Below are 12,420 nucleotides of genomic sequence, written 5' to 3'. Positions count from 1 at the left end.
ATGTCACAACCTGTTCTGTGGCTGGGCGTCAGCCTGAAAATGTATTTTGGCTACCAGCAAACCCTCGACTGGTGCCACGACGTTGCCGCACTGGCGCGGCGTCATCCGGCGATTCAGCGCGGCGATATCGGGCTGTTTGTGCTGCCCGCCTATCCGGCGATACCGGCGGCTGCCGCTATTTTTGCCGATACGCCGGTACGCGTTGGGGGGCAGGATGTCTGCCAGGCTGAAAACGGTGCCTGGACCGGTGAAGTCAGCGCCAGCATGTTGCAGGAGCTGGGCTGTTCGCTGGCGGAGATCGGTCACGCCGAACGCCGCCGCCATTTCCATGAAGATTCCGCGCAGATTGCCGCCAAAGTAGCGATGTCGCTCAGCCACGGCCTGACGCCGGTGTTATGCATCGGGGAAGCGCAGCAGGGGGAACCGTCACAGGCGATCGCCCTGTGCCAGCAGCAACTGGGCGAGGCGCTGTCGCTGGCACAGCAGCAGGGTCTGACCGGCACGCTCTTTTTTGCCTGGGAACCGCAGTGGGCGATTGGCGCACCGCAACCGGCACCCGAAAGCTATATCCGCGCGGTGTGTGAAGGTGTGCGTCAGTTACCGACGCCAGCAGGCATTTCTCTGCAGGTGATCTACGGCGGCAGCGCCGGTCCGGGATTGATTCAGCGGCTTGGCGGAACCGTGGATGGTCTGTTCCTCGGCCGCTTTGCCCACGATCCTGCCGCGCTGGAGCAGATTATTGACGAGGCCAGCGCGCTGGCGGAGGAGTGTCACTCATGAGCCAGATCGGACTCAGCACCTACGCCTTTTTCTGGCGCATGTCAGAGCGGGTTCCGCAGCCGCTGACGCTGGAACAGATGCTGGAGCAGACCGCCGCACTCGATCTGTCGCTGTTCCAGATTTGCGATTATCCGGCAATTGAGAGCTGGTCAGATGCCGACCTGCAACGGTTGCGGCAGCAGGCAGATGCGCTGGGCATTACGCTGGAACTCGGCACTCGTGGGCTGGAGACGGCTCATCTGCAACGCTATCTGCAGATGGCGCAACAGCTCGATGCGCATGTCGTGCGCTCGATGTTTTACACCGCCAGCCATCGCCCCTCACTGGACCAGGCGGCGCAGCTGATCGCCGACGTGCTGCCGGACTATGCGGAGCAGCAGGTCCGGCTCTGTCTTGAGACCTACGAGCAGGTCAAAACGGCGGATCTGATGTCCGTGATTAACCGCTTTCCGTCGCCGTGGCTGGGTGTCTGTCTCGATCCGGCCAACTGCGTCGCCGGGCTGGAGTTACCTGAGCAGGTCATTGCGCAGACCGCGACGCGGGTCGGCAATCTGCATATCAAAGATTTCGCCTTTACCCGGCGTGATGGCTGGGTCGGCTTTACCTATGCCGGCTGCCCGATGGGTGAAGGCTTGCTCGATTATGACCAGATGATCGCCAGCGTGCGTCCGGCCGAACGCGGCATTAACCAGATTATTGAACACTGGCTGCCGTGGCAGGAAGACGCTGCCACCACCTGTCAGCGTGAAGCTGAGTGGACGGCGCGCAGCGTGGAATTTTTACGTAGTAAACAAAATCGGGAGTAATAATAATGAATCAACTGAAAACCCTTACTGTGATTGGCGCCGGCGGCAAGATGGGCATGCGCATTTCAGCCAACTTCCAGAAAAGTGATTACCAGGTCTTTTACTGTGAAAATTCACCCGCGGCGCAGCAGCAGGTCACTCAACAGGGCCGTGAACTGTCGGATGCCGCCTCGGTGGTGCCGTTAAGCGACGTGGTGATCCTGGCGGTGCCGGATATTGTGCTGGGTAAGGTCTCTGAAGCGGTGGTGCCGCAGATGAAGGCTGGCGCGGTGCTGTTAACGCTCGATCCGGCCGCCGCCTATGCCAATCTGATCTTCCAGCGTGACGATATTGAGTATGCGGTGGCGCATCCCTGTCATCCATCGGTGTTCCTTGAGCGTTACACCAAAGAGGAGCACGCCGACGCCTTTGGCGGCATTGCCGCGATTCAGCACGTTGCCGCGGCTTATGAAGCGGGCAGCGAGGCGCAGCGCGCCGAACTCAGCAAGGTGATCAGCGTGATGTATGGCCCGGTGGAGCAGGTACACTGGGTGACGGTGACCCAGCTGGCCTATCTTGAGCCGACGCTGGTTGAGACCGTCGCCTGCATGGTGGGTGCCTTTATGAAAGAAGCGCTCGATGAAACGGTGAAGCACAGTGGCGTTCCGGAAGAGGCCGCAAAAGCGATGCTCTACGGGCATATTCAGATTGCGCTGGCGGTAGCGTTCCGCGCCACTAACCCGTTCTCTGATGCCTGCATGATCGCCATGGAATATGGACGCGAGAAGATTGTGAAGCCTGACTGGAAGCAGATTTTCGATCAGAAAGAGCTGGATATCGTGATTGCCCGGATGCTGAAAATCGACGCCATTCATCGCTAATCTGTGACACCACTACCGGCTCGCCGCCTCAATGCCTGGCGAGGTGAGCCGGTTCAATGGTATAAATTCCCTCCTGAAACGCCTGTGCTTAGTCAGGTAACTCACTGCGAGACAGATAACGCATGGAAAAACACACGCCTTCTCAGGACGCTGAACTGCTGACCGAAATCGCAGTCGCCTATTATCAGGACGAAATTACCCAGGAAGAGATTGCGCGTAAGTTTGGCATTTCACGCATCAAAGTCGGACGGCTGCTGAAGCGTGCCAGGGAAGAGGGCATTGTTGAAATCAACGTGCGTTACCATCCGGTATTCAGTACCCGGCTTGAGCAGCAATTGCTTGACCGCTTTCCCCGCTTACAGCGTGCGCTGATCGCGCTCGATCTGCAGGACAATGATGAGCAGCGGCGTCAGGTGGCGGCGCTGGTCTCCTCCTGGCTGGAGCAATCGCTAAAAGAAAACTCGGTGGTGGCCGTCGGGCAAGGGCGCAACGTGGCGGCGGTGGCCGATCATCCGGGCCAGGTGCCGACGCGTAATTGTCACTTCATCAGCGGTATCGGCGGCACTCACCGTCCCGGTGATGCGATTAACGCTGATCACATCAGCCGTCGGCTGGCGAAGAAGTTTGGTGGCATCAGCGAAACACTCTACGCTCCGGCCTATGTCGAAGATCGCTCGCTGAAAGCGGCGTTTATGCAGAACGGCACCATTAAAGAGACGCTGGATCGGGCGCGCAAAGCTGACTTCGCGCTGGTCGGCATCGGCGACATGAATGAAAACAGCTACATGGTTAAGTTAGGCTGGTTTACGCCGCACGAAATCATCGACGCCAGCCTGAATCAGGGCGTCATCGGTGATATCGCGGGCTACGACTTTTTTAATTCGCAGGGGCAGCACGTTGATACCGTGATGAACGATCGGGTGATTGGTCTGAGCATTGATGAACTGCGCAAGATCCCGTGCGTGATTGCCATCGCCTCGGAGAACACCAAAGCGATGGCGATTCTGGGCGCGTTACGCACCGGCGCTATCGACATCATTGCCACCACGGCGCAGAACATCCGCACCCTGCTGAACATGACGCAGAAAGCGGAATAGCCGCCGCGCAGGCACGCAGCCTCTGCGGCGACGTGCCTGAGCCGTTACTCTTCCTGCAGCGAGTAGGGCAGCGTCTGAATGGTCAGATGACCGCCTTCATCACCCTCAACCCGCAGCACGCTCTCCGGCTCCAGATCGTTATTCATCACCACCTGTACCCAGCTGACACCGTCATCCAGCTGCACCGCCGTCAGCACGCTGCCGGTACGTCGCCAGCGCTCACCCATCCGGAGTTCCAGCGCCGCATTGGCTGCCGGCAGATGGCTGGCCTGTCCCGCCAGCCAGTAGAGTGCGCGTTTGTTCGCGCCACGGTATTTGGCCCGCGCCACCATCTCCTGACCGGTGTAGCAGCCTTTTTTAAAGCTGATGGCGTCCAGCGCCTGCAGGTTGGTAGCCTGGGGAATAAACTGCACGCTGGTGGCGGGATCAATCACCGGAATGCCGGCTTCAATCTCCAGCGCCAGCCACTGCTGGCTGTCATTGAACTCGGCATCATCCGCCAGTTTCTGCTGCAGCGATTCCGCCTGGGCCAGCGAGGTCACGATCAGGAAACGCTCTGCCGGATGCGCAAACCACAGCAGCGTGGTTTCTCCCTGCTGCACCACCGGGGTTTCGCTGTCGGGCAACTGTTCAAACAGGTTGGCCAGCGCGGCGCGCGCCTGGAAACCGGCCACGCCCAGCAACACGGCCTCATCATCGGCCGCCAGCGTCACTTTCGAGAACACCGCATATTTCTTTAATTCGCTCAGCTGAGTGTCGCGCAGTTCACGACGCACCAGATAGGCATAACCTTCGCCGCGATGGAACAGGCGCAGGTTGCTCCACATCTTGCCTTTGGCATCACAGTGAGCGGCGGGCAGATGGTGAGCGGCATCCAGCGCGGCCACGTCCAGCGTCAGCTGACCCTGCAGGTAGGCGGTGCTGTCGGGGCCGAAGACGGAAACCAGCGCCCAGGCATCCAGTGACATCAGCGTTAACGGCAGACGGGACGAGGCAACAGGCTGGCGCGGCGGTAAAGTAAAGGTTGGCATGGAGATATCCTGATTAAGAAGGTTCATCCGAAACAATATCCTCAATGTTAAAAGAGCCGACTGGCAATGCAACCTGTTTACTGAACACGGCGCACAAATCGCGTGATAACCCTGAAAATAGGCGGCCTGATGTGCGGCAGATCGCACAGCAGGCTGCGCTTCGCCTGCAGCCTGCGACAATCCAGGTTACACTAGCCGCCATGTTGTGAACTGTGGAAACTGACGCATGGATATCAATGATAAATCACGGATTCAGTGGGCCTGCCGCCGCGGCATGCTGGAGCTGGATGTGGCTATTATGCCGTTCTTTAAATATGAATATGACAGCCTGAACGACACCGATAAGCAGGTGTTTATCGCGCTGCTCAGGAGCGACGATCCCGACCTGTTTAACTGGCTGATGAACCACGGCGAGCCCAGCGATCCTGAGCTGAAGCGGATGGTTAACCTGATTCAGCAGCGCAACCGTGAACGCGGCCCGGTGGCAATGTAATCTGCAGCCGTCCCGCCTGGCGCCTATCCTGCTGGGCGTGTGGCTGGTGGTGGCGCTCTCCGGCGTGCTGCTGCTGCCCGTCAGCGGAGGGTTGATTAAGCTGACGATAGCGGGATTAGTGCTGGCTGAAGGCGGATGCCATCATCAACGGCTCCGTCAGCGGCGCGGTTCGCTTCAGCGCGAGAGTGCGCAAATCTGGTGCTGGCAGGGCGAACGCTGGCGGCCGACTCAGCCGCTGCGCTGGCTGCCGTTTGGCGTGTTATGGGTGGCGAAAAGCGAGCGGGGCAGAACCCTGCGCTTATGGCTGATGCAGGACATGATGCCGCCGGGTGAATGGCGGGCGTTGCGCGCCCGCTGTTTCAGCGAGGCGCAGAGCGAATGAGCGCTGAAGCGGCTTTACCCGCTAAAGCCGCTCACCGGATAGGGCCGTTTAGCGATTACAGCAGTTCGGCGGTCTCGGTTAATATCTGCTCACACCACTGTTCGACGCGTTCGTCGGTGACCTCAAACTGGTTCACATCGTCGAGCGCCAGACCGACAAACTGCTGGCCGTCGGCAGTGAGCGGTTTCGGGCTGGTGAACTCATATCCTGCCAGCGGCCAGTAACCGACAAAGCGCACGCCCATCGGCTGCAACAGCTCATGCAGCATACCCAGCGCATCCAGGAACCATTCACCGTAGCCAATCTGGTCGCCCATGCCGTACAGCGCCACAATCTTGTTGCGCAGATTCAGGGTCGACAGTTGCGACCAGATCGCCTCCCAGTCTTCCTGTAACTCGCCGAAATCCCAGGTCGGAATCCCCAGGATCAGCAGATCGTACTGCTCCATCAGGCGCGGATCGTCATCTTTCACGTTGTGCAGGGTGACGAGCTCTTCGCCAATAAAATCGCGAATTTTCTCCGCTACGATTTCGGTGTAACAGGTACTGGAACCGTAAAAAAGACCGATTTTCATGCAGATAACACTCTGTAAAGACTGACTTTGGCGCAATTGTACCAGAAGCGCCGCTGAATCAGGCATAATGAGCATGATTTTACAGCGAACGGCGGGGATAACGTGCAAGACAGCGAACTGACTGAACAGTTTCTCGATGCGCTCTGGATTGAGCGCAATCTGGCGCAGAATACGCTCTCCTCTTATCGCCAGGATCTCCAGACGCTGACCAGCTGGCTGGCGCATCATAATCTGACGCTGCTCAGCGTGATGCCGCTGGATCTGCAGCAGTTTCTGGCCGAGCGGCTGGAAGGTGGCTACAAGGCGACCAGTTCCGCCCGGCTGCTCAGCGCTATGCGCCGCCTGTTTCAATATCTTTACCGCGAGAAGCTCCGGTCTGACGATCCCAGCGCGCTGTTATCGGCACCGAAACTGCCGCAGCGACTGCCGAAGGATCTCAGCGAGGCGCAGGTGGAGCGGCTGCTGCAGGCACCGAACATCGACATCCCGCTTGAGCTGCGCGACAAAGCGATGCTGGAGTTACTCTACGCCACCGGTTTGCGCGTTTCTGAGCTGGTGGGCCTGACGCTGAGTGATATCAGCCTGCGGCAGGGCGTGGTGCGGGTCATCGGTAAAGGCGATAAAGAGCGACTGGTGCCGTTAGGTGAAGAAGCGGTTTACTGGCTGGAGCACTATCTGGAGCATGGACGGCCGTGGTTACTCAACGGACAGACGCTGGATGTGATGTTTCCAAGCAATCGGGCGCAGCAGATGACGCGGCAGACCTTCTGGCACCGCATCAAGCATTACGCCACGCTGGCCGGTATCGACAGTGAAAAATTGTCGCCGCATGTGATGCGCCATGCGTTTGCTACCCATCTGCTGAACCACGGTGCCGATCTGCGTGTCGTACAGATGTTGCTGGGACACAGCGATCTCTCCACCACCCAAATTTATACGCATGTCGCCACCGAGCGCCTGCGTCAGTTGCATCAACAACATCATCCGCGGGCCTGATCTGCGGAAATAAGGAAAGAGATGAACAAGCATTTTGCCATGCTGGCGCTGTTAGCCAGCGCCTTTTCCGGTCTGGCACAGGCCGATGACAGCGCCATTCAGCAATCATTAAAAAAGCTCGGCTTAAATCAGACTGAGATTTCCCCGTCACCGCTGCCGGGCTTCAAAACCGTGCTGTCGGAGAGCGGCGTGCTCTACGTAACCGATGATGGCAAACATATGATTCAGGGACCGCTGTATGACGTCAGCGGCGCACAGCCGGTCAACGTGACCAATCAGCTGCTCGACAAAAAAGTCGAGGCGCTGGTGCCGGAGATGATCGTCTACAAAGCACCAAAAGAGCAGCATGTGGTGACGGTGTTTACCGACATTACCTGTGGCTACTGCCGCAAGCTGCATGAGCAGATGGCAGACTACAATGCGCTGGGGATCACCGTACGCTATCTGGCGTTCCCGCGTGAAGGGCTGCATGGCCAGATTGAAACTGCGATGAAAGCGATCTGGTGCAGCGCCGATCGTAACAAAGCCTTTGATGAGGCGATGAAGGGCGATGCGCCGAAGATGGCCGCGCCAGACAGCTGCAAAATCAATATTGAACAGCACTACAAGCTCGGAGTGCTGTTTGGCATTCAGGGCACGCCAGCCATCCTGACCGACAGCGGCATGATGATCCCGGGCTATCAGGGTCCGCAGGAGCTGAAGCAGGTACTGGATAATCAAAAGCGTGGTGGTTAATCGGTGGTAAAAAACGAAGTGGAACTGCGTCGTCGTGAAGTGACGGTTGAGGATGCGCTGCCGGCGACCCTGCCGCCGTTGCTGAAACGTCTTTATCTGCAACGCGGGGTACGGGACGCGGCGGAGCTGGAGCGCGGCGCGAAAAATCTGCTGCCGTTCCAGGCGCTGAGCGGCATTGATAGCGCAGTGACGTTGCTGCATCAGGCGCTGCTCGATGGTCGCCGCATTATGGTGGTTGGCGATTTTGATGCCGATGGCGCGACCAGCACCGCGCTGACGGTGATGGCGCTGCGCAGCATGGGCGGCAGCAACGTGCAGTATCTGGTGCCGAACCGCTTCGAAGATGGGTATGGGCTTAGCCCGGAAGTGGTTGAGCAGGCGCGCGCGCGCGGTGCGGCGATGATCCTGACGGTGGATAACGGGATTTCGTCCCATGCCGGGGTTGAATGCGCGCACCAGCACGGTATTCCGGTGCTGATCACCGATCACCACCTGCCGGGAGAAACCTTGCCGGCCGCCGAAGCGATCGTTAATCCCAACCTCGCCGACTGCAACTTCCCCTCGCGCGCACTGGCAGGCGTCGGCGTCGCGTTTTATCTGATGCTGGCGCTGCGTGCGCATCTGCGCACCCTGGGCTGGTTCGGCGCAACCCGCAGCGAACCTAATCTGGCGGAGCTGCTGGATCTGGTGGCGCTGGGCACGGTGGCTGATGTGGTGCCGCTCGACGTCAATAACCGCATTCTGGTGTGGCAGGGACTGAGCCGGATTCGCGCCGGTAAATGCCGTCCCGGCATTCGTGCGCTGCTGGAGATCGCCAACCGCGATGCGCGTCAGCTGGCGGCCAGCGATCTGGGCTTTGCGCTTGGCCCACGGCTTAATGCCGCCGGGCGACTGGATGACATGTCGGTCGGGGTGGCGTTACTGATGACTGACGATCTCAGCCAGGCGCGGATGTTAGCCAGCGAACTGGATGCGCTGAATCAGACGCGCAAAGAGATCGAGCAGGGGATGCAGAGCGAAGCGCTGGCACTGTGTCAGGCGCTGGAGCGTGAGCAGAGCGACCTGCCGCTGGGGCTGGCGTTTTATCATCCGGAGTGGCATCAGGGCGTGGTCGGGATTCTGGCTTCACGCCTGAAAGAGCGCTTTCACCGTCCGGTCATCGCTTTTGCGCCCGCCGGTGACGGGACGCTGAAAGGGTCCGGCCGCTCGATTGCCGGTCTGCATCTGCGCGATGCGCTGGAACGGCTTGATACCCTCAATCCGGGCCTGATGCTGAAGTTTGGCGGTCATGCGATGGCGGCGGGCTTGTCGCTGGAAACGGAACGCTATGAGGAGTTCCGCCAGCGCTTTGCCGAACTGGTCGGCGAATGGCTGGATGGCGAATCCCTGCAGGGCATTATCTGGTCCGATGGCGCGCTGCAGCCGCAGGAATTTTCCCTGCAGACCGCCGAGATGCTGCGTGAAGCAGGTCCCTGGGGCCAGGCGTTCCCGGAGCCCGCTTTCGATGGCAAATTTAAGCTATTGCAGCAGCGGCTGGTGGGTGAACGCCATCTGAAAGTGATGGTGGAGCCGCTGGGCGGCGGCCCGCTGATCGATGGCATCGCCTTTAATGTGGATACCACTCTCTGGCCCGACACCAGCGTGCGTCAGGTTGAACTGGCCTACAAGCTGGATATCAACGAATATCGCGGCAACCGCTCGGTGCAGCTGATCATCGATCATCTCTGGCCGGTTAACTGACCTTAACCGACAGTCGCGCCTCGTCTGCGGGTGAAGAGGCGCGACACCTGCCTGGCATCGTGTCGCCGTTCCTGCTTTCCCTCCACCGATGCACGGTACGCCATACCGTTAATCCCCGCCGCGCCGCCACCGCATCAGCGCTACAAACTGTCGTCAGTTTCGGGTAAACTTATCCGTTAATTTTCCTCTCCATCGAACGCAAAAAAGACGCTAAAGCCATGTTTGAAATCAACCCGGTCAAAAACCGTATTCAGGACCTCAGTGAGCGCAGCGACGTTCTTCGGGGGTATCTTTGACTACGATGCCAAGAAAGAACGCCTCGAAGAAGTAAACGCCGAGCTGGAACAGCCAGACGTGTGGAATGAGCCGGAACGCGCCCAGGCACTGGGCAAAGAGCGCTCCTCGCTTGAAGCGATTGTTGACACGCTCGACCAGATGACGCAAGGGCTGGAAGATGTCCAGGGTCTGCTGGAGCTGGCCGTCGAGGCCGACGACGAAGAGACGTTCAACGAAGCGGTGGCTGAGCTGGATGGCCTTGAAAGCAAGCTGGGAGAACTTGAATTTCGCCGTATGTTCTCCGGTGAATACGACAGCGCTGACTGCTATATCGATCTGCAGGCGGGCTCTGGCGGCACCGAAGCGCAGGACTGGGCCAGCATGCTGATGCGTATGTATCTGCGCTGGGCTGAATCCCGCGGTTTCAAAACTGAAATTATTGAAGAGTCTGAAGGCGAAGTGGCGGGCATTAAATCTGTGACCATTCGCGTATCGGGCGACTACGCCTTTGGCTGGTTACGTACCGAAACTGGCGTGCATCGCCTGGTGCGTAAGAGCCCGTTCGACTCAGGCGGTCGTCGTCACACCTCATTCAGCTCAGCCTTTATCTATCCGGAAGTGGATGACGATATTGATATCGACATCAACCCCGCCGATCTGCGCATCGACGTCTATCGCGCCTCCGGTGCAGGTGGTCAGCACGTTAACCGGACGGAATCCGCGGTACGTATTACCCACATTCCAACCGGCACCGTGACTCAGTGTCAGAACGACCGTTCTCAGCACAAGAACAAAGATCAGGCGATGAAGCAGATGAAGGCGAAGCTGTACGAGCTTGAGATGCAAAAGAAAAATGCTGAGAAACAGGCGCTGGAAGACAACAAGTCTGACATCGGCTGGGGCAGCCAGATCCGTTCTTACGTGCTCGACGATTCGCGCATCAAAGATCTGCGTACCGGTGTGGAAACGCGCAACACCCAGGCGGTGCTGGACGGCGATCTGGATCGATTCATTGAAGCTAGTTTAAAAGCAGGGTTATAAGGAACCGACATGTCTGAACAACAACCGCAGAGCGCTGACGCCGCACTTGAGTTAAACAACGAACTGAAAACGCGTCGCGAAAAGCTGAGCGCGCTGCGTGCCAATGGCGTGGCGTTTCCTAACGATTTCCGTCGCGATACGCTCTCGAACCAGCTGCTGGAAAGCTATGGCGAGAAGAGCAACGAAGAACTGGAAGAGCTGGGCATCGAAGTGAGCGTGGCCGGACGCATGATGACGCGCCGTATCATGGGTAAAGCATCATTCGTGACCCTGCAGGATGTCGGCGGACGCATTCAGCTCTATGTTTCGCGTGACGATCTGGCTGAAGGGATCTACAACGAGCAGTTCAAAAAATGGGACCTCGGCGATATCCTCGGCGCGCGCGGCAAGCTGTTCAGGACCAAAACCGGCGAACTGTCGATTCACTGTTCTGAGCTGCGTCTGCTGACCAAAGCCCTGCGCCCGTTGCCGGATAAATTCCACGGCCTGGCCGATCAGGAAACCCGTTATCGCCAGCGCTACCTTGATCTGATCGCCAACGACGAATCACGTAAGACCTTCAAAATTCGCTCGCAAATCATGGCCGGTATCCGTCAGTTCATGGTCAGCCGCGACTTTATGGAAGTGGAAACCCCGATGATGCAGGTGATCCCGGGCGGTGCCTCTGCGCGTCCGTTCATCACCCATCACAATGCGCTGGACATCGATATGTACCTGCGTATTGCGCCTGAGCTCTATCTGAAGCGTCTGGTGGTCGGTGGCTTTGATCGGGTATTCGAGATCAACCGTAACTTCCGTAACGAAGGCATCTCGCCACGTCATAACCCAGAGTTCACTATGATGGAACTCTATATGGCGTACGCGGATTACAAAGATCTGATTGAGCTGACCGAGAGCCTGTTCCGTACCCTGGCGCAGGATGTGCTGGGCACCACCGTGGTGCCGTATGGCGAGCATCAGTTCGATTTCGGCAAGCCATTTGAAAAACTGACGATGCGCGAAGCGATCAAAAAATACCGTCCGGAAACCGATCTGGCCGATCTGGAAGACTTTGATAAAGCGGTAGCGATTGCTGAATCGCTGCACATTAAAGTCGAGAAGAGCTGGGGCCTGGGCCGTGTGGTCACAGAGATCTTTGAAGAGACCGCCGAAGCCCATCTGATTCAGCCGACCTTCATTACCGAATATCCGGCTGAAGTGTCGCCGCTGGCGCGCCGCAACGACCAGAACCCGGAGATCACCGATCGCTTTGAGTTCTTCATCGGCGGCCGTGAAATCGGTAACGGCTTCTCGGAGCTGAATGATGCGGAAGATCAGGCGGAGCGTTTCCTGCAGCAGGTCAATGCCAAAGATGCCGGTGATGACGAAGCGATGTTCTACGACGAAGATTATGTCACCGCGCTGGAACATGGTCTGCCACCTACCGCCGGTCTCGGTATCGGTATCGACCGTATGGTAATGCTGTTTACCAACAGCCACACCATCCGTGACGTGATTCTGTTCCCGGCGCTGCGTCCGGGCAGCAAATAACCATCACGCATAATACCTGACAGACTGCACCCCAAAGGCGGAACTCCGCTGAGTAGGGTGCAGTTTTTTTATCCTGCGC

General features: G+C 58.3%; 13 protein-coding genes. 11 read left to right on the top strand and 2 right to left on the bottom strand.

The features are described 5' to 3' along the window. The 4 genes from WFK59_RS16335 (at position 1) to WFK59_RS16320 (ending at position 3,543) form a co-directional block, all read left to right on the top strand. A complete protein-coding gene (locus tag WFK59_RS16335; RefSeq protein ID WP_336756460.1) occupies positions 1-780 on the top strand; it encodes a triose-phosphate isomerase family protein in 780 nt (259 codons plus the stop codon). Further along, a complete protein-coding gene (locus WFK59_RS16330) occupies positions 777-1,586 on the top strand; it encodes a sugar phosphate isomerase/epimerase family protein (RefSeq protein WP_336756458.1) in 810 nt (269 codons plus the stop codon). The genes WFK59_RS16335 and WFK59_RS16330 overlap by 4 nt, the downstream gene beginning before the upstream one ends. A gap of 2 nt (positions 1,587-1,588) precedes the next feature. Further along, positions 1,589-2,446: a phosphogluconate dehydrogenase C-terminal domain-containing protein gene (locus tag WFK59_RS16325; protein WP_233988127.1), complete on the top strand. Its 858-nt coding sequence runs from the start codon at positions 1,589-1,591 to the stop codon at positions 2,444-2,446. A 122-nt stretch (positions 2,447-2,568) separates the two neighbouring features. Continuing rightward, the gene (locus WFK59_RS16320) at positions 2,569-3,543 is read left to right on the top strand and encodes a sugar-binding transcriptional regulator (RefSeq protein WP_064703544.1); all 975 of its coding nucleotides are present in this window, start codon (positions 2,569-2,571) and stop codon (positions 3,541-3,543) included. A 44-nt stretch (positions 3,544-3,587) separates the two neighbouring features. Here the strand turns inward: WFK59_RS16320 and ygfZ are convergent, their stop codons facing one another. After that, positions 3,588-4,574, bottom strand: coding sequence for a tRNA-modifying protein YgfZ (gene ygfZ, locus WFK59_RS16315; protein ID WP_336756454.1), 987 nt, complete (start codon positions 4,572-4,574; stop codon positions 3,588-3,590). Between the two features lie 226 nt (positions 4,575-4,800). Between ygfZ and sdhE the strand changes: the two genes are divergently transcribed. Both sdhE and WFK59_RS16305 read left to right on the top strand, forming a co-directional pair. Next, on the top strand, positions 4,801-5,067 hold the full coding sequence (gene sdhE / locus WFK59_RS16310) for an FAD assembly factor SdhE (RefSeq protein ID WP_233987210.1): 267 nt from the start codon (positions 4,801-4,803) through the stop codon (positions 5,065-5,067). Continuing rightward, entirely contained in the window at positions 5,042-5,449 is a 408-nt protein-coding gene (locus WFK59_RS16305; RefSeq protein WP_336756451.1) for a protein YgfX, read from the top strand. Before sdhE ends, WFK59_RS16305 begins: the two co-directional genes overlap by 26 nt. Before the next feature lie 55 nt (positions 5,450-5,504). Here the strand turns inward: WFK59_RS16305 and fldB are convergent, their stop codons facing one another. Further along, positions 5,505-6,023 (bottom strand): flavodoxin FldB, encoded by a 519-nt coding sequence (gene fldB, locus WFK59_RS16300; protein ID WP_233987212.1) that lies wholly within the window; start codon positions 6,021-6,023, stop codon positions 5,505-5,507. A gap of 102 nt (positions 6,024-6,125) precedes the next feature. On the opposite strand from fldB, the gene xerD reads away from it, so the two are divergent. From xerD to lysS, 5 genes are all read left to right on the top strand, one after another. Then, complete coding sequence (gene xerD, locus WFK59_RS16295) at positions 6,126-7,019, top strand: site-specific tyrosine recombinase XerD (protein WP_336756449.1); 894 nt, start codon at positions 6,126-6,128, stop codon at positions 7,017-7,019. Positions 7,020-7,040: 21 nt separating this feature from the next. Next, positions 7,041-7,754 (top strand): bifunctional protein-disulfide isomerase/oxidoreductase DsbC, encoded by a 714-nt coding sequence (gene dsbC / locus WFK59_RS16290; protein ID WP_094120918.1) that lies wholly within the window; start codon positions 7,041-7,043, stop codon positions 7,752-7,754. Between the two features lie 3 nt (positions 7,755-7,757). Then, positions 7,758-9,494 carry a single-stranded-DNA-specific exonuclease RecJ gene (gene recJ / locus WFK59_RS16285; protein WP_233987214.1) on the top strand — a complete coding sequence of 579 codons (1,737 nt, stop codon included), beginning with the start codon at positions 7,758-7,760 and terminating at the stop codon, positions 9,492-9,494. A gap of 218 nt (positions 9,495-9,712) precedes the next feature. Then, positions 9,713-10,811 (top strand): peptide chain release factor 2 gene (gene prfB / locus WFK59_RS16280; RefSeq protein WP_233987215.1). Its coding sequence is split into 2 segments (ribosomal slippage): positions 9,713-9,787 and positions 9,789-10,811, totalling 1,098 coding nucleotides; the frame shifts between segments, so codons are not numbered across the junction. Positions 10,812-10,820: 9 nt separating this feature from the next. Further along, positions 10,821-12,341 carry a lysine--tRNA ligase gene (gene lysS / locus WFK59_RS16275; protein ID WP_233987216.1) on the top strand — a complete coding sequence of 507 codons (1,521 nt, stop codon included), beginning with the start codon at positions 10,821-10,823 and terminating at the stop codon, positions 12,339-12,341. Positions 12,342-12,420: the final 79 nt, after the last annotated feature.

It is taken from the genome of Pantoea sp. USHLN298 (assembly GCF_037149395.1).
In the GTDB taxonomy this organism is placed as follows: Bacteria; Pseudomonadota; Gammaproteobacteria; order Enterobacterales; family Enterobacteriaceae; genus Pantoea; species Pantoea astica.
This window is presented reverse-complemented; position numbering and strand designations above follow the sequence as displayed.

Bases quoted from the DNA above. Each gene is read 5' to 3' on its own strand.
- WFK59_RS16330 (WP_336756458.1), top strand. From the start codon at position 777: ATGAGCCAGATCGGACTCAGCACCTACGCCTTTTTCTGGCGCATGTCA.
- dsbC (WP_094120918.1), top strand. From the start codon at position 7,041: ATGAACAAGCATTTTGCCATGCTGGCGCTGTTAGCCAGCGCCTTTTCC.
- WFK59_RS16335 (WP_336756460.1), top strand. From the start codon at position 1: ATGTCACAACCTGTTCTGTGGCTGGGCGTCAGCCTGAAAATGTATTTT.
- lysS (WP_233987216.1), top strand. From the start codon at position 10,821: ATGTCTGAACAACAACCGCAGAGCGCTGACGCCGCACTTGAGTTAAAC.
- sdhE (WP_233987210.1), top strand. From the start codon at position 4,801: ATGGATATCAATGATAAATCACGGATTCAGTGGGCCTGCCGCCGCGGC.
- fldB (WP_233987212.1), bottom strand. From the start codon at position 6,023: ATGAAAATCGGTCTTTTTTACGGTTCCAGTACCTGTTACACCGAAATC.
- WFK59_RS16320 (WP_064703544.1), top strand. From the start codon at position 2,569: ATGGAAAAACACACGCCTTCTCAGGACGCTGAACTGCTGACCGAAATC.
- ygfZ (WP_336756454.1), bottom strand. From the start codon at position 4,574: ATGCCAACCTTTACTTTACCGCCGCGCCAGCCTGTTGCCTCGTCCCGT.